This is a genomic window from Alkalicoccus urumqiensis (genome assembly GCF_002993335.1).
GTDB lineage: Bacteria > Bacillota > Bacilli > Bacillales > Salisediminibacteriaceae > Alkalicoccus > Alkalicoccus urumqiensis.
The window spans coordinates 206,091-222,106 of the sequence record NZ_PVNS01000003.1 but is presented as its reverse complement, the minus strand read 5'-3'; the positions used below and the strand labels follow the sequence as shown (position 1 = coordinate 222,106).

15 protein-coding genes are annotated in these 16,016 nt (G+C 52.2%); 6 read left to right on the top strand and 9 right to left on the bottom strand.

Translation table 11 applies throughout. The features are described from left to right. Positions 1-21 precede the first annotated feature (21 nt). Positions 22-378, top strand: a complete 357-nt coding sequence (locus C6I21_RS04415) for a DUF779 domain-containing protein (RefSeq protein ID WP_105958232.1) — start codon at positions 22-24, stop codon at positions 376-378. Between the two features lie 177 nt (positions 379-555). Here the strand turns inward: C6I21_RS04415 and C6I21_RS04410 are convergent, their stop codons facing one another. From C6I21_RS04410 to C6I21_RS04390, 5 genes are all read right to left on the bottom strand, one after another. Then, positions 556-1,392 carry a carbohydrate ABC transporter permease gene (locus tag C6I21_RS04410; RefSeq protein WP_105958231.1) on the bottom strand — a complete coding sequence of 279 codons (837 nt, stop codon included), beginning with the start codon at positions 1,390-1,392 and terminating at the stop codon, positions 556-558. Beyond that, the gene (locus C6I21_RS04405; RefSeq protein WP_105958230.1) at positions 1,389-2,363 is read right to left on the bottom strand and encodes a carbohydrate ABC transporter permease; all 975 of its coding nucleotides are present in this window, start codon (positions 2,361-2,363) and stop codon (positions 1,389-1,391) included. The genes C6I21_RS04410 and C6I21_RS04405 overlap by 4 nt, the downstream gene beginning before the upstream one ends. Before the next feature lie 82 nt (positions 2,364-2,445). After that, the gene (locus C6I21_RS04400) at positions 2,446-3,798 is read right to left on the bottom strand and encodes an ABC transporter substrate-binding protein (RefSeq protein WP_105958229.1); all 1,353 of its coding nucleotides are present in this window, start codon (positions 3,796-3,798) and stop codon (positions 2,446-2,448) included. Between the two features lie 201 nt (positions 3,799-3,999). Further along, the gene (locus C6I21_RS04395) at positions 4,000-4,614 is read right to left on the bottom strand and encodes a DUF624 domain-containing protein (RefSeq protein ID WP_105958228.1); all 615 of its coding nucleotides are present in this window, start codon (positions 4,612-4,614) and stop codon (positions 4,000-4,002) included. Then, entirely contained in the window at positions 4,611-5,639 is a 1,029-nt protein-coding gene (locus C6I21_RS04390; protein WP_105958227.1) for a LacI family DNA-binding transcriptional regulator, read from the bottom strand. The genes C6I21_RS04395 and C6I21_RS04390 overlap by 4 nt, the downstream gene beginning before the upstream one ends. A gap of 237 nt (positions 5,640-5,876) precedes the next feature. Here C6I21_RS04390 and C6I21_RS04385 point away from each other — a divergent pair, with 237 nt between their 5' ends. Together C6I21_RS04385 and C6I21_RS04380 are read left to right on the top strand one after the other, a co-directional pair. Then, on the top strand, positions 5,877-7,337 hold the full coding sequence (locus C6I21_RS04385; protein ID WP_105958226.1) for a glycoside hydrolase family 1 protein: 1,461 nt from the start codon (positions 5,877-5,879) through the stop codon (positions 7,335-7,337). After that, positions 7,334-8,260, top strand: coding sequence for an ROK family protein (locus tag C6I21_RS04380; protein ID WP_105958225.1), 927 nt, complete (start codon positions 7,334-7,336; stop codon positions 8,258-8,260). The genes C6I21_RS04385 and C6I21_RS04380 overlap by 4 nt, the downstream gene beginning before the upstream one ends. 305 nt (positions 8,261-8,565) lie before the next feature. Here the strand turns inward: C6I21_RS04380 and C6I21_RS16355 are convergent, their stop codons facing one another. After that, positions 8,566-8,718 (bottom strand): hypothetical protein, encoded by a 153-nt coding sequence (locus C6I21_RS16355; RefSeq protein ID WP_181186086.1) that lies wholly within the window; start codon positions 8,716-8,718, stop codon positions 8,566-8,568. Between the two features lie 539 nt (positions 8,719-9,257). Here C6I21_RS16355 and C6I21_RS04375 point away from each other — a divergent pair. Then, complete coding sequence (locus C6I21_RS04375; RefSeq protein WP_105958224.1) at positions 9,258-10,004, top strand: stalk domain-containing protein; 747 nt, start codon at positions 9,258-9,260, stop codon at positions 10,002-10,004. Positions 10,005-10,261: 257 nt separating this feature from the next. On the opposite strand, the gene C6I21_RS04370 is transcribed toward C6I21_RS04375, so the two are convergent. From C6I21_RS04370 to C6I21_RS04360, 3 genes are all read right to left on the bottom strand, one after another. Further along, complete coding sequence (locus C6I21_RS04370; protein ID WP_105958223.1) at positions 10,262-10,717, bottom strand: hypothetical protein; 456 nt, start codon at positions 10,715-10,717, stop codon at positions 10,262-10,264. Between the two features lie 326 nt (positions 10,718-11,043). After that, on the bottom strand, positions 11,044-12,552 hold the full coding sequence (locus tag C6I21_RS04365) for an alpha-amylase (RefSeq protein WP_105958222.1): 1,509 nt from the start codon (positions 12,550-12,552) through the stop codon (positions 11,044-11,046). A 236-nt stretch (positions 12,553-12,788) separates the two neighbouring features. Continuing rightward, on the bottom strand, positions 12,789-14,399 hold the full coding sequence (locus C6I21_RS04360; RefSeq protein ID WP_105958221.1) for a M20/M25/M40 family metallo-hydrolase: 1,611 nt from the start codon (positions 14,397-14,399) through the stop codon (positions 12,789-12,791). A 131-nt stretch (positions 14,400-14,530) separates the two neighbouring features. Between C6I21_RS04360 and C6I21_RS04355 the strand changes: the two genes are divergently transcribed. Both C6I21_RS04355 and C6I21_RS04350 read left to right on the top strand, forming a co-directional pair. Beyond that, positions 14,531-14,770: a hypothetical protein gene (locus C6I21_RS04355; RefSeq protein WP_105958220.1), complete on the top strand. Its 240-nt coding sequence runs from the start codon at positions 14,531-14,533 to the stop codon at positions 14,768-14,770. A gap of 108 nt (positions 14,771-14,878) precedes the next feature. Next, the gene (locus tag C6I21_RS04350) at positions 14,879-15,649 is read left to right on the top strand and encodes a potassium channel family protein (RefSeq protein WP_245411536.1); all 771 of its coding nucleotides are present in this window, start codon (positions 14,879-14,881) and stop codon (positions 15,647-15,649) included. Positions 15,650-16,016: the final 367 nt, after the last annotated feature.

Below are 16,016 nucleotides of genomic sequence, written 5' to 3'. Positions count from 1 at the left end.
TGAAAGAAAGGAGTTTTTCCAATGGCAGACCGTGTCACCGCAACCCCTGCCGCTCTGGAACTCATTGAAAAGCTGCAGAAACGGCACGGCGATCTCATGTTTCATCAGTCCGGAGGCTGCTGTGACGGCAGCTCTCCAATGTGCTATCCGCGGGAGGACTTCCGCACCGGCGAATCCGACGTGCTTCTCGGAGAAATCGGCGGCACGCCGTTCTACATGTCGAAGGATCAGTATGAGTACTGGAAGCATACGCAGCTGATCATCGATGTCGTGGACGGGCGGGGCGGCATGTTTTCTCTGGAAGGTCCCGAAGGAAAGCGGTTCTTCACCCGCTCGCGCGTCTTCAGCGACGAAGAGCGCCGGGAGCTCCAGCTGTAACCGTCTTTCCTGATAACGCTGTACCAATGGCTGCGCGGCCTTCCGCGCAGCTTTTTTTTCGAATGCAGATTCCCGCTTCCTCTGAGCAGAAAGCGGACGCTTTTCCGCTGAACGGCATATAAACGCCCCGCACCGAAAACCCGGTACGGGGCGTCGTTTTCTTAATAAATGGATCGATCAGCTCTTCACTGCGCCGTCGGTAATACTCTTGATGAACAGACGGTTGAACAGAAGGAAGACAACGACGAGCGGCACGGTGGCCCAGAATGTTCCGGACAGAATCATGCCGTAGTCGCGGACGCGGTCGTCCATGAGTGCACGGAGCGCGACCTGAATCGTCTGCATCGACTGGTCCTGCAGTACGACGAGCGGCCAGAGGTAATCTCCCCAGATCGCCATAAAGACGATGATGCCGAGGGTTGCAAACGCCGGCAGGATCACCGGCACGACAATGTTCCAGTAAATCCGGAAGTTGGAGCAGCCGTCCATTCGTGCTGCTTCGATAATTTCATCCGGCACGGAGCTGGAGATGTACTGCCGCATCCAGAAAATACCGAAGGCGTTCATGAGACCCGGGACGATAACGGCCCGAAGATCACTGAGCCAGCCGAGCTCGGTAATGATAAAGTACGTCGGAATCAGTCCGAGCTGCGGCGGAATCATCATCGTTCCCAGAATGAAAATGAACAGGACCGTTCTTCCGGGAAAATGAAGCTTGGCAAACGCGAAGCCGGCAAGGGACGTCAGAATAAGCACGCCGCCCGTGATCGTCGTTGCAACGATCAGGGAGTTCAGCATCGCCTGGAAAAATGGAATGCTGTCGAGCACGTTTTGAAAGTTCGCCACAAGCTCGGAGCCCGGCACCATGACCGGCGGTGTCTGGTTGATCATGTTGTTCGGATTCGTCGCCATCACAAACATCCAGTAGAACGGAAACAGCGAGGCGAGCGCCACAACAGTTAAGAGCGTATACAGGGAAATTTTCGCCATTAATGTTTTACGTTTTTCACTCATTTTCCTGTCCCCACTTTCTTTGACTGTCCAATACGATTTGCGAAATACATATTGATGACAGAGAAAATGATGATAATAAAGAACAAGACAATCGCTGTCGCGGAAGCTGTTCCGAAGAAGTTACTTACAAAGGCGTCACGGTACAGGTAAAGCACGACCGTGATTCCTTCTTCTCTTCCTGCTCGTCCCTGGAAGATGTGCGGCTCTGCGAATACCTGGAGTGCACCGATCGTACCGGTGAAAACGGTGAAGATAATAAACGGCTTCAGCATCGGAATCGTGACATACCAGAGCTGCTGACGGAGAGATGCCCCGTCGATTTTCGCCGCTTCATACAAATCGTTTGGAATACTCTGCATCCCGGCCAGGTAAATAATCGTGTTGTACCCGAGCCAGCGCCAGAAAATCATTGCTGAAATGGCAAACTTCGCTCCCCACTCCGAGCGTGTCCATGTAATCGGATCAATTCCGAACAGGCCGAGGAAAGAGTTCACAAGCCCCGACTCCTGGTTGCTGAAAATGACGCTGAAGACAATCGCGACCGCAACAATGGATGTGACGTACGGCAGAAACACTGCCAGGCGGAAAAGCCCTTTGTATTTCACGAGCACCGAGTTCAGCGCGAAAGCAAGAATCAATGCTGCAATCAGCTGAGGCGCGGTTCCCATTAGTCCGATGACGATTGTGTTGTACAGGGACTTCCAGAACAATGGATCGTTAAAAATGATGTTGAAGTTGTTCAGTCCCACAAACTCCATTTCCGTCAGCCCATCCCAGCGGAAGAAGGCCAGATAGAAGCTGAATAAAATCGGAAAGATACCAAATACAGCAAACAATAGATAGAACGGGGAAATAAACAAATAGCCGGACACCATGTTGCGGATGCGCTGCGATATTTTACGTTCTTTTACCCCCTGCTTTTTCTGTTCCAGCGGTCCGTTTTCGCTGACCGCTCCTTTTGGACTCGACATCGCCTCGTCCCTCCTCACTTCTCAATATGTATTCCGGCGGCCGGGAGAGGGTGAACTCCCCCGCGCTGTCCGGAATCCGTTATTATCTGGAGATACGCTGCTCCACCCGGTTCAGAATGTCTTCCCACTCTTCTTCCGGATCGATGCCGTCATACACGTTTTCCAGTCCAGTCAGGATCTCCGCGTTCACATCACCGTACTGTGGTCCCTTGTGGACGTGCTCGACCTGCAGGGCAGATTCTGCGAAAATTTCCGCTGTATTCTGACCGCCGAAGTACTCATCTGTAGCATCTGCAAATTCAGGCATGTCATACACTTCCGGTGTCGATGGGAACAGACCCATGTTCTCGAATGCTTTCAGCTGCTGTTCCGGAGCGAGAAGCCATGTCAGGAATTCGTACGCTTCTTCAGCATGCTCGGACTGCTCAGGAATCGTGATCCAGGAGCCGCCCCAGTTTCCGCCGCCCTCCGGCATGGAAGCGACGCGCCATTCTGTTGCATCCGGTGCGTTTCCTTTAATAACGCCCTGCATCCACGCAGGAGCAAGAAGGGTTGCATAATCACCTTCCGCCATGGCACCGCCCCACTCCGGTGTCCACATGCCGAGGTTCGCTACGTAATCGTTCTGAATCATTTCTGCTGTATCGTCATACGCTTCTTTTACATATGGCGTAGAATCCAGAATCAATTCGTTCTCCTCGTTGAAGTAGGCCTGATCCGCCTGGTCCCGCTTCGCGTTGAAAACCGTCTCCGGGTTATCTGCCATCGGCTTGCCTGTTTCTTCAAGAATCGTTGCAGCAACTTCCTCGTAGTCTTCCCACGTCTGAATCATGTCTTCCACTGCTTCCGGATCTGAATCGAGTCCCGCTTCTTCAAATACGTCCGTGCGGTAGTACATGACGGTCGGGCCGATATCTGTTGGGATACCAAACTGGAAATCGCCTTCCACGTTCTGTCCGATCTGCCATACCCAGTCGAGATAATCGCCTTCGATTTCTTCAGCTCCGAGGTCGTACATGTTCACGAAGCGGTCCTCCGCCTGCTTGTAGGAGTCAATTTCCGATACTTCGATCGCTGCCATGTCCGGCGCGCCGCTTCCTGCCGACAGTGCTGTAAACAGGTTGTTATGGTGGTCTTCCATGTCAATCTCCTGGAAGCTGATGCTTACTTCCGGATTTTCTTCAATGTATTCTTCTGCCAGCTCCGGGTATCCCGTTGCCCCGAACAGCCAGAAAGACAGCTCCACTTCCGCTTCATCTGAACCAAGGCTCGTTACATCCTCTTCACCCACGTCGTTTCCTTCTGCTGCATTGTTGTTACCTTCTGCCCCGTTCCCATTTGTCTGTGCCTCTGCATTTTCTTCGTCGCTTCCTCCGCAGGCTGCCAGTACCGTAGTCAAAACGAGCATTCCGGAAATCAAACTGTACTTTTTCATGTGTGTGTTCCCCCTTGTGAGAATTAACTAAGCCGATTCATCGTTTCAGACGGGCCTTTTCAGCGGATTTGAACGAAACCGCTTTCGTAAAATCCGTAAAAAAGAAGCCATCTTTTGCTGAAAGTGACGCGATCTAAAATATAAATCGGTTTCGTAACGTCATTGTATGACGCCTTCAGAAAAATGTCAACGCTTTCTTTTTTATTTTTTTAACAATTTCAACAGGCCTGTCGGCGGAGCGCGGTGCAGAAGGATTAAATTCGTCAGCCAGATGAGTGCACCGGCCGTAAAAAAGAGGTGCACCGCTCCGGTCCACTGCCCGGCAGCGAACAGAACGACAACTGCTGCGAGAAGTGAAAACGTCTGTGCGGGAACGTAAAAGCCGTACATCAGCGCGGTAATCATGCTTTCACGCAGAGAGCGTCCGTACAGAGCAAAGATCGGCATCGTGTATAGAAGAAGGCAGACGTAAAGGACCGTTAAAAACAACAGCAGGCCGAGAAGAACCGGTGCCGCCGCGTGATCCCAGCGGAACAAAATCCATCCGTTCATATAGAGCAGGATGCCTGCCGCGGTAAACAACAACGAGGAAAGTGCCCCTTTAAGGAAGAAGCGGCGGTACGACTGCCAGAAAAAACGCCAGTCCGACGACAGGCGCTCCTCCCCTTCCAGCCTGCTCCGGACGAGACAGTGCGCCGCAGCCGCAGCAGGCCCAGCCCCGGCTGCGGCGAGGCCGAGAAGCGTGCCCGCGATCCACAAAAGATTCACTTTGACGAGAAAAAACAGCGCTTCCGCTGTTTCCACCACCCGGTTCATGTCACGTACCTCCGCTTCGAGCCGCACGAACTACGGACGATCAGCTCCGGATCCAGCTTCACGCCGGTTCCTTCAATACGGCCGTGGATCATATCGTTCAGCATATAGGCTGCCATCCGCCCGATTTTCTCTTTATCCTGGCGCACCGTTGTAAGCGGCGGCTCGACGTGGCGGGCGGCGATAATATCATCACAGCCGATTACTGCCATCTCCTCGATCCGCACCCGCTCCGACTCCTTCACCGCGCGCATCGCTCCAATCGCCATTAAATCGGAGACGGCGAAAACGGCGTTCGGCAGCTCGTCGTTCTGCAGAAGCTCCTTCATCGCTTCAAAGCCGCTTTCTTCAAAGAAGTCTCCCTGTACTGTCCATTCCTTCCTCATTTCCAGCCGGTAGGAACGGGCCGTCTGCTGAAAGCCTTCGAGCCGTTCATTGGAAATATGGGAGGCAGATCCACCGCCGATAAACCCGAGTCTGCGGCTGCCGTTCATATAAAACTGTTCGGCTGCAAGTGTGCCGATCTGCAGGTTGTCTGTCATAATGTACGCCGATTTCGGACCTGACAGCCGGATGTCGACGCCGATACATGGAATATCGCTTTTATCGACATCATACACCGACGGCTCGACTTCCTCCCCGCCGATGACGATACAGCCGTCCACGCGGTAATGCTGGCAGCGGGCGAGGTAGTCTTCATCCTCCTGGTGGAACTGCTCGTTGGAGAAAAACAGCAGGTCGTACCCTTCGAGCCCCATTGCTTTTTTAAAGGCACTGACTACTTCCACGAAGAATGGATGGTTGAAGTTCGCATTGATTTTGCCTGCATAAATGACTCCGATGACGCGCGTCACTTTTTTCGCCAGCGACTGGGCCGCGTAGGAAGGGCGGTAGCCGTGTTCCTTCATAATAGCGAGTACGCGCTCTTTCGTTTTCGCTCCGACATCATCGTAGTTATTAATTATTTTAGACACCGTCGCCTGAGAAACGCCGGCAAGTTTTGCAATCTCTTTGATCGTCATACTCATAAAGCATGCCTCCTGGATGAAATACGAAAACGAAACCGTTTTACATTTCCGTATATTTACTTTATCACAGGAGATACGCAATTACTATGCCTTTCCTCCCCTGTAACAGCGCGCTTCTGTCACGAATTCCGCCCAAAGTCTACATTTTTATTTTGACATTTTTTCCTTTGTCCATTATACTTTGTATTCGAAACCGCTTTCGTTCTATCGACTTTTTGGAGATAGGAGAGGATAGACATGTTCCACGATCAACTGAAACCATTTCCGGCCGATTTTCTCTTTGGTTCTGCGTCTGCAGCCTACCAGATTGAAGGCGCCTGGAAAACAGATGGGAAAGGCCCGTCGGTTTGGGATGTATACACAAAGCAGCCGGGTACAACATTTAAAAACACGAACGGCGATGTTGCCGTCGACCACTATAACCGCTACAAAGAAGATGTGGCTCTCATGGCAGAAATGGGATTAAAAGCCTACCGTTTTTCTGTCGCCTGGACACGTATTTTCCCTGAAGGCCGCGGCGAGCCGAACGAAGCCGGGCTTCAGTTTTATGATGACTTAATTGACGAACTCCTTGCACATAACATTACACCGGTTCTGACGATTTACCACTGGGATCTCCCGCAGGCGCTGATGGATGCATACGGCGGCTGGGAATCCAGAGAGATTATCGCGGATTTCAAGCTGTTTTCCGAAACGCTCTTCAAGCGCTACGGCGACCGCGTGAAGTACTGGGTGACGCTGAATGAGCAGAACGTGTTCATCGGTCTCGGCTATAATGCCGGCCTGCATCCACCGGGCGTCAAAGATGCAAAGCGGATGCACCAGGCGAATCACATCGCGTTTCTTGCCAACGCGGAAGCGATCCGCTCGTTCCGTTACATCGTTCCGGACGGGCAGATCGGTCCAAGCTTCGCACTCGGTCCGGTCTATCCGCTCGACAGCCATCCGGAAACGGTGCTCGCCGCGGAAAACGCGGAAGAAGCCAACAATCACTGGTACATGGATATCTATGCCTGGGGCCGCTACCCGGAAGTCACATTCCGTGACCTCGAACAGAAGGGAATGGCGCCGGAGATTCAGGATGGCGACATGGAGATTCTCGCGTCTGCCAAACCAGATTTCATGGGCATCAACTATTACCAGACGACGACGGTGGAAACGAACCCGCTCGATGGTATTTCGGAAGGAAAACTAAATACATCCGGGAAAAAAGGCACCACGTCCCACTCCGGTGTACCGGGGCGCTACAAAACGACGGACAATCCGTACCTTGAAGCGACGAACTGGGACTGGGAAATCGACCCGGTCGGCCTGCGCATTGGTATGCGCCGTATTAAAAACCGCTACAATCTGCCGATTCTCATTTCGGAAAACGGCCTCGGTGAATTCGACAAGCTGGAAGAGGACGGCACGATTCAGGATGATTACCGGATCGCCTATCTGGAATCGCACCTGCAGCAGATCCAGCAGGCGATCACGGATGGCGTGGACGTCATCGGCTACTGTACGTGGTCTTTCACGGATCTCCTCAGCTGGCTGAACGGATACCAGAAGCGCTACGGTTTTGTCTACATCGACCGCGACGAGGAAGATGAAAAAGAACTGGCCCGATTAAAGAAAAAGAGCTTTTACTGGTATCAGGAAGTCATTTCCACGCATGGCGCCCTGCTTCATACCAAAGGAGGAATGTCGCGATGAGCGCCCTCTACCTCGCGTTTGATATCGGCGGAACGCACGTCAAATGGGGCATTCTGGATGACAGCGGGGTACTAGTGGAAAAAGGGTCCTTTTCCTCTGCGGACGGGACCGGCAGCGTCATTCTTTCCGGAATCCGGGAAACCATCGCCCGGGAAAAGCACCGAATCGAAGGCGTTGCCGTCTCCGCCCCCGGCTTTATTCATCAGCCAGGCGGTTACATTGAACGCGGCGGCGCCGTCACCGAATTCGACGACTTCGATTTGTGCGGCACGCTGGAGAAGGAATTCCAGCTGCCGGTGACATTGGAAAACGACGTTAACTGCGCGGCGCTTGCCGAATACTGGCTCGGCAGTGCTTCCGGCGTCAACGATTTTACATGCATGACAATCGGCACCGGCATCGGCGGCGCGATGGTGTTAAACGGCGCCCTGTACCGGGGAGCGGCGTTCCGCGGCGGGGAGTTCGGCTTTATGCTCACGCGCGGCCTGAATCACGATACGCCGCTTCAGGGAAGCTTAAGCGATGTTGCGTCGATCCGGACAATCCGCCGGCGCTACGCTGCTGTCAAGCATCTGAAGCTGGAAGACGTCACCGGCGAAATGGTCTTTCAGGCGTATGATGAAGGTGACGCCCAGGCAGAGCAGATCATCCACCAGTTTTACGAAACGCTCGCGCTCGGTATTTTCAACCTGGCGGCAATTCTGAACCCGGAGAAAATTCTTCTCGGCGGCGGCATTACCAGCCGGCCTTCCTTTCTGGCAGAAATCAGCCGCCACGTTTCCTATGTGAATGAGTTTCTCGATATTCCACTGGAACTGTGCCGCTTCCGTAACGACGCCGGACTGATCGGCGCCCTCGCCCATTTCAAAACCGTCCATCAGCGGACGACGGACAGAAAGCCGGACGTACGGCCGCTGGCATAACAGAAATAACGTAAGATGAAAGCGGGCACTCCTTAACATAGGGGTGCCCGCTTTCTATGTTTCTGTTTCTGTAAACGCCTAAGCAGTGGAGTTCAGCGCTGTTGTGCCGGTCTCATTCAGACGAGTAGATTACCGGCCGCTGAACCGGCGGCCCATCTGCTGTCAAACCGATTTCGGCCCGCAGCACCTGAGACGAGGAGATTCAGGTGTGGGGCACCCGGAAAACTGCGGAGTGCGACTGCTATTTTTCGGACCAGAACCGGCTCCATTCGGATCATCGTGAAAAAGAAGCCGGCTGGCGGCTTCTACAGCTCCCGGTACGAGGTCCGATCCGCCCGGTCCTCATTCACTTCTTTGCGCACCAGTTTCTGATCGCTCCGCTTCGCCTCATCCATTTCCAGCTCCACCAGTTTTGGTTCTCCACCGCGTTTGTACTGTCCAGTTTTCAGCAGTTCCATTGCGGTCTGCGCCCAGCACGTGGCGGTGTTTCTGCCTATCGTTGCGATCTCTGTTTTCAGTGTGGCGGTCTTCGGCTCCCACGTGGCGGTCTGCCTCTCGTGTGGCGGTGTCCTCTTCAGAGATGGCGATCTTTTTCTTCGGTGTGGCGATCTTGGACACCGCCGTTGCGATCCTTGATCTCCGCTGTATTTCTCCGAAACGGACATTTCTGCACCCACGAAAACACGCACCATCTTCACACCAGGCTCCGGCAGACACGTGAGCCGTGGACGGAGACGTACGGGCATAGCGGAGAAACCGAATAATATCTACTCAAAAGAAGTTAAAAACGCAAATTGAAGCACTCAGATCGTTTTTAGGATAGGTTCTGTCTGTGACTGTCGGTTTCATCTTCTAACCAATTGAAATTAGGCTTTTTTGGTTTGTTTCAGATAATGATTAATGAAATATGGAAAAGTTGGAAGTGAAATTTAATACATGATTCAAGTATGTTATTATAATAGATATCACAATAAAGTAACAAAGGAAGGTGAATAAAATGAAGAAGGTTATTTGTGTTTTATTTAGCGTTTTCTTTTTAAGTATATTTATTAGCGGACAAGCAATTGCTGGAAGTGAAATTGATAAAAGCTCGGCTACTTTAGTGGTGAATGAGATAAAAAAGTCTCCCTCTATATCTATTTATCAGGATAGAACGTTAGCGCCATCCTCCATGATTGCTAACGCATTAAATGCGGACATGGAATGGAATGATAGTGAAAAAATAGCTACGATAGAAAAAGAAAATACTATTATATCATTTGATCAGACGACGAATCAAGTAAAAATAAATGGTGACTTAAAAAATCCGAAGGTAAAACCAATATGGTTAAATTCAACCGAAAATACAGGAGACTCTACGAATTTGGAGAATGTGCTTTTTCCTGTTCGCTTTGTAAGTGAAGCTTTGGGGGCAAATGTAGGTTGGGATAACAATCTGAAAATAGCTTCTGTTAATTATAAGGAAGACTATAACACTGCTGGTACTGTGGCAGAATTGAACGAAGAAAAAGAAAGAGTTCTAATTAATATATCAAAAACGGCGTACGGGTATGAAGATCAAATGTTTATCCAAATAAATGAAAATATAGAGATATTGAATAAGCAGGGCGATTCTTTGAATTTTGAAAGTATTAATATGGGTGACGAATTAAAAACTAATATTACTAGTGCATGTCTAGAAGATGGTGTGTCAATATGTACACCAGATGATTTTGTTATTATAAATTCCGCAGACGTTGAGTAAAATCATCTTGCTAAGGATAAAGTAAAAAAATAGTGCTGATTTTATAAGAGAAAACAGGCGGAACTTTATCCGCCTGTTTTCTGGCTCTATAATGAATGTAGTGGTGTTCTCTTTCGTGACAGTGGTTCTCAGCGCATAAAAAATGCACCGTTCCTTCCCTTTGTTATCTTAAAGATGCGACCCAATGAGTACCCCAACATATATTTTAGAGCCAAAAAAGCCCCGCCTGCACGTACTGCAGACGGAGCTTCCATGATCTACGCACCGGCTTCTTCCCGGATACGCTGGACAAAACGGCGGACCATATGATGTTCAGTCTGCCGTGCATTCAGTTTATGTTTGACTTTCGCAACAAAATTGACGGCACGATGCTCTCCCTCATAGACGAGGTGGGTTTCGTTCTCATTTAGTTTCTTCAACGTGAAGCGGAGACGGATCTGGTAGGCATCATGCAGCTGAAAAGAAATTTCTTTTTCTTTAAACGACGGCTCATCGACATAGCGGATTGTCTCCACCACGTGCGACGAGGTGCGGCGGCCGTTTTTCATGATCTGACGGTGTCTTGCACCTTCCGAATCCGGACGGCCTTCGATTAATTCATGCGTTTCCACTCTGGGCATCAGGTCAGCTATATTGTCATCCTGAAACACATTCCACAGCACTTCAATGTGGGTTGGAATCAGGGTTTCCTCCCGCCATTCGATGGCAAGCACCCCCCTTAAAACGAGATCCTAACATATCTCTATTATCGCCGTTTTCCCATCGGTTCAGCAAGTAGAAGGGCTGTGTTATTTTGTGAGAAAACACCGAAAACTCTCGAAGTTTCCGGGTCCTGCTGCTAAAAAAACAGTGTCCCCGCCCACAGGTGAGGACGGACACACTGCATAATATGAAGATTCTTAAAGGGGGAGTAATCTTCATGAAGAAGGGGTATGCTGCTTTCTGCCCTGCTCACTTTGTATACTAACAGAACAACGTTAAAGGCGTGTTTCAGAAAAGTAAAGGAACGTGAAATTCCTGTAAAAGAATGTTGCGCCGCCTACTGCTGTACGTACACGGACACCGAACCCCCGTCTGTATGAAATTCCCCCCAGCCGTCGCTGTTAATCGTCACCTGCGCATCGTGATTGCCAAGCAGATCGGTCCACGTCTCCCCGGCATGCTGCGTCCCGGCGTACATCCACTTCGAACCGCCCGGTCCATTGGACATCAGCGTGGCAAGTCCCGAGCCGGTCTGCTCACTGCTTCCTTCCCTCGTCCAGCCGACAACATCCCAGTGGTCAAAATAATCATGCTGTGTGCCGTACGCGTAATTTGTGCGCGCCTCGAGCAGCTGGTCGAGCACCGGTTTCTTCGCGGAGATATTGTCGTTTGGAATGCCGTAATAATCGCCGTAAAACACACTCGGGTACCCGCCTTCTCTCGTCAATGTCACCGCATAGGCAAGCGGCTTGAACCAGTCGTCCACCCAGGACTCCAGTGACTCTCCCGGCTGCGTATCATGATTGTCGACGAACGTCACCGCATGATTCGGATGCGCCTCGACAAGAGAGCCTTCCAGCAGATTCCGCATATCGTAGCTTCCGCCCGTCTGCGACGCCTCGTAGAAATTATAGTTCAGCGGCACGTCAAACACCGATACATCCCAGTTCATTTCCGATAAGTAATATTCGAGCGCGCCGAGGTCATCCTTCCAGTATTCACTGACAACGAACTGATCCGCCCCAGCTTCTGCCCGCTGGTGGCCGACCCAGTCATCTGCATACCAGAATGGAATATGCTTCGCCGCATCAATCCGGTAGCCGTCCAGATTCAATTCATCAGTATACCAGCTTCCCCAGTCCTTCAATTCCTCCTGGACGTCCGGATGGCTGAAATCGATGTTCGCCCCGAGAAGGTAGTCGTAGTTCCCTTTCTCCCCGTCCACTTCGTTATTCCACCCGGTATGCGCCAGCCGGAAAATGTGACTTTCATTATACCGGGCATCCCAATCCACTCCGTTAAAGTGATACCAGTGCCAGTCAAAATCCGAATACGCATTGTTCCGGCCGTCAAACGTAAATCCGGTCCACGCATCAATCGTGTATGCTCCGGAAATATCCTGCAGGCGGTTGTCCGGATTCACCTGCACTGCCTCCACCGCTTCTGTAAAATCAGCGCCCATTTTGTGATTCATAACGATATCACCGTAAACCTGAAGCCCTTCCGACTGCAGTGAGGCCACGGCATTCTCCAGCTCCTGCTTCGTTCCGTACTTCGTCCTCACCGTTCCTTTCTGATCAAACTCGCCGAGGTCGTAAAGGTCATATGCCCCGTAGCCGACATCCCCCTGACTGCTTCCCTTATACGCCGGCGGAATCCACAGCGCGGTAATCCCCGCATCTGCCAGATCATCCGCCTGCTCGTTCATACGGTTCCAATGCTCCCCGTCGTTTTCCAGATGCCACTCATAATACTGCATCATCGTCCCGTTCTCCATTGCCGACACGCCCGCCGCCGGAAGCATGACTCCACTCAGCGCCAGCAGACCGATATACCGTTTCTTCATCCAACTCCTCCTTTTTGTAATCGCTTACACACACTCACCTTAAAACGACGCCCCTATTGGTGCAAGCGTTTTCATTTAATTTATTCAAGTTTGAATCATGATTCAGGTCAAAAGGTGTGCAATAGATGTGCATCTTGTGCAAACGAAAGACAAACACAGGAAGATTGATGACAGAAATTAAAAAACGCCCTGGTGCCGTCGGCCGGCTCCAGAGCGTTTTCGATTCCGTTCGTTCATCAGCGCTGCGGCTGCTTCTGCCAGACGTTTAAGAGCTGATGCAGCATCTGCGGCGTGTGGACGAATGCGTTCTGTTTATGAAGACGTTCAGTACGCTGGTGCGGGTCTTTTCCGAACGGACCGACATTTAAGACCGGTGCTTTCAGGCCGCGCATCGCTTCAAAGGGAATATCATACCCTCTGTTCCAGAGCGGCGTATTGTCCCGGTACGCTTCCAGCTCCCGCTCCGGCTTGTCGTAGTTGACGTAGCTCAAATCGCAGATCCCGTTAAAATAATGAATCGGACGGACGTCAAACGAGCGGTCCACGCCGACGTTCTTTACCGCCTCCACGGCTTCCTGAATCCGCTCGTCATCAGCAGACTGAACGGACGGGTAATACGGCGGCGCGAAAAACAGAATCGCTGCCGGTGCGAGCTCCGGGCAGAGAAGCATCCACTCGCCTGCCAGGCGGATCGACTTTTCCCGGTCATCCCAGTCTTCGTTCTCGAGCACCCGGCGTTCTGCTTCCTCCAGAACGTCCGGGTCTGCTTTCTCCTGTACGTACGCCTGCAGCTCTCCGCAGCGGAGGACGCGCACCCGGCCGACACCATCCACCTCTTCCCGGCGGCAGACCGCTTCGTAGTCTTCGTTGCAGCGCTGCACCGCTGACTGAACGACACCTTCGAACGTATCCATCACCTGAGCGGCATCCTGCTTCAATGTGAAAACATTGTAGAGCGAAGCCGCGCGGTACGGGGTCTGTGTGGAATATTCCAGCTTCAGATCTCTCGACTGGAGCGACACCGGAAGCGGCGTCTCCTCCCCCATATCCTGTTCGCGGAACGCCGGGTTCCATTCCATTTCCTGCGTAACATAGGACGAGATGTATGTCGCGGTAATCCCGCTCAGCGGCTCGCCGACGTGTGATTCTTTCCCGACGAACAGAGCGGCCGGCATAATTTTTCCCATCGAGCCGGTGTAAATGTAGTGCGTTTCATCCCCCGGGTGCTGGGTGAAGGAAGGCTCGCTGTTTAGAAACAGCGAATAGGAAAGGTTGTGGGCTTCTTTCCATTCCACAAGCCCCGGTACGGCGGTACGCATACCGGCGGAGTCCACTTCTTCATCCGGCACCGTGACGAGAAGCAGGTTCAGCCGCCACGCTTCCTCGATCGCTTTTTCCACGAGATGCATATGGAGCGCCAGTCCCATCTTCATGTCCATCGTGCCGCGGCCGAAATAATACTGGCCGGACAAAAGGTCTTCCCGAGCTGCATGCGGCAGCGATTCATTTTCCTCTTCCAGCTTATGCGTCAACGACGGCGGATCGAATGCAAACGGCTCCAGCCTGCCGTATTCCTCGGTCTGCACGGTGTCAAAATGGCTCAGAAGCACGACGGTTTCCGTCACGTCCGGATCCGGATGACGGTACAGTGCCGTCAGAGAGCGCCGGCCTTTATCGGCATCCCACAGCCGGATGTTTCCCCGGTTTTCTCTAAAATACGGCAGCAGTTTCAGTTTCTCCTGCAGCTTCACAGGAAAATCGCGCTCCCCCTGGGAAAACGTACGGCTCTCCCAGCCGACAAGTTCACACAGCAGTTCCTCTAAGTCCTCCGGACGGTTCCAAAGCATTCTGCATCCTCCCTCTCCACAACAATCTCTCTCCATCTTACTACGCTTTCCAGAAAATGACGACCCGGACGTTTGGAAGAATCCCGGAGTGGGAAACGGATGACTATTACACCAAAAGGAGCGATGCCCGCATGACACAATATCGGCTGAATCAGCTGGAAACCGGCAAAAACTACACAGCAAAAGAGCTCGACAGCTTCGTTTCGACAACGGATGTCGTCCTTCTCTCTTCCAACGAGGAGCAGCTGTTTACTGATCCGGACCGCGAATACCGCGTCACCGGTTCGTATAACGGATTTTTTGAGCACTCTTCAGACAACGGCGAAAAATACTACCGCACGAAGCGCGCGTACATCGTCGAAAAAACGTAAGGAACAGCAGCGGACGCTTTCTTTTGAGAGCGTCCGCTTTCCTTTGTTCCACCCGGCGCACTCCCCTGCTATACTGAAGGAAGACTATCCCCGGCAGGAGGGAATGCCGTGAAGCAGAAGCTTCTGTTAACGTATGAAATGACGCTCGTCGTACTGGCTGTCGTCAGTGTACTGACAATCTGGTCCGACCACTCTTTTTTCCGTTCGATTGACTGGATCGTCTGGATGCTTTTCGTTATCGATATCGGCACGCGGTTTGTGATTGCTCCGAAAAAGTGGGCTTACATAAAGAATAATCCGTTTGATGTAATTGCGGTCATTCCGTTCGATGCCGTGTTTCAGCTGGCGCGGATTGCCCGCCTCATCCGCGTGCTCCGTCTCCTCAGTATCGGCCGGAAGTACGGCGGCACGTTTTTTCGTGTGCTGCGGACGAACAACCTGGATACGGTCATCAGTATTACAATTATCATGATCCTCGCCGGCTCGATTCCTATCTATTACATCGAGCCCGATATCACTTCCTACGCCGATGCCGTATGGTGGTCGATCGTGACAACAACGACAGTCGGTTACGGGGACATTTCCCCTGCCACCGGCCCCAGCCGCATGATCGCCGTCGTGCTGATGATCGTCGGTATCGGAACGATCGGTATGATCACCGGTTCCATCGCCTCGTTCTTTATTAAAGAAGACCGGGAGGAGAAACCGTCCTCGGAATACCGCTACCTCCGCGACCAGCTCGAGCGGATGGAAGAGCTGTCCGGGGCGGAAGTGGACCGGATGATTGCCATGCTCGAGTCCATCAAGCAGCAGAAGGCAGACAGCCGGGAGAGCGCTGAAAAAAGCGGACCAGGAAAGGGCGCCGGCGGAACGGAATGAGACGGCTGCGGACCACCGCGGCCGCCAATCGGAACAAAATCGGCTTCAACCGGACCATCTGCGCCCTACCGGACCATCTTTCCCCGAAATCGGACCAGGTTCCGGCCCGGAGCGGAACAAAAAATGATCTCTCCGGACCAGCCGGAGGCGGGCTGTGTACGCGCAGAAACGGACACTAAAATAAACCAGGCAGAACCCGCCTGGTCTTAAAAAAAAGGGAGGTTTGTTGAATAGGTTCCCGCTTCCTGCCTGCACCTGCAGCCGTACGCGTTCCGGAGGGAACGGGCTCAACTAATTCCTTCTTCCTCTCGTCAGAAGGAATGGATTTTCGCCTCGTTCGGATCCTCCCGGAGTCGACGGCCTCCGG

Bases quoted from the DNA above. Each gene is read 5' to 3' on its own strand.
- C6I21_RS04410 (WP_105958231.1), bottom strand. From the start codon at position 1,392: ATGAGTGAAAAACGTAAAACATTAATGGCGAAAATTTCCCTGTATACG.
- C6I21_RS04400 (WP_105958229.1), bottom strand. From the start codon at position 3,798: ATGAAAAAGTACAGTTTGATTTCCGGAATGCTCGTTTTGACTACGGTA.
- C6I21_RS04375 (WP_105958224.1), top strand. From the start codon at position 9,258: ATGAAGAAGGTTATTTGTGTTTTATTTAGCGTTTTCTTTTTAAGTATA.
- C6I21_RS04355 (WP_105958220.1), top strand. From the start codon at position 14,531: ATGACACAATATCGGCTGAATCAGCTGGAAACCGGCAAAAACTACACA.
- C6I21_RS04405 (WP_105958230.1), bottom strand. From the start codon at position 2,363: ATGTCGAGTCCAAAAGGAGCGGTCAGCGAAAACGGACCGCTGGAACAG.
- C6I21_RS04365 (WP_105958222.1), bottom strand. From the start codon at position 12,552: ATGAAGAAACGGTATATCGGTCTGCTGGCGCTGAGTGGAGTCATGCTT.
- C6I21_RS04415 (WP_105958232.1), top strand. From the start codon at position 22: ATGGCAGACCGTGTCACCGCAACCCCTGCCGCTCTGGAACTCATTGAA.
- C6I21_RS04395 (WP_105958228.1), bottom strand. From the start codon at position 4,614: ATGAACCGGGTGGTGGAAACAGCGGAAGCGCTGTTTTTTCTCGTCAAA.
- C6I21_RS04390 (WP_105958227.1), bottom strand. From the start codon at position 5,639: ATGAGTATGACGATCAAAGAGATTGCAAAACTTGCCGGCGTTTCTCAG.
- C6I21_RS04360 (WP_105958221.1), bottom strand. From the start codon at position 14,399: ATGCTTTGGAACCGTCCGGAGGACTTAGAGGAACTGCTGTGTGAACTT.
- C6I21_RS16355 (WP_181186086.1), bottom strand. From the start codon at position 8,718: ATGGAACTGCTGAAAACTGGACAGTACAAACGCGGTGGAGAACCAAAA.
- C6I21_RS04385 (WP_105958226.1), top strand. From the start codon at position 5,877: ATGTTCCACGATCAACTGAAACCATTTCCGGCCGATTTTCTCTTTGGT.
- C6I21_RS04380 (WP_105958225.1), top strand. From the start codon at position 7,334: ATGAGCGCCCTCTACCTCGCGTTTGATATCGGCGGAACGCACGTCAAA.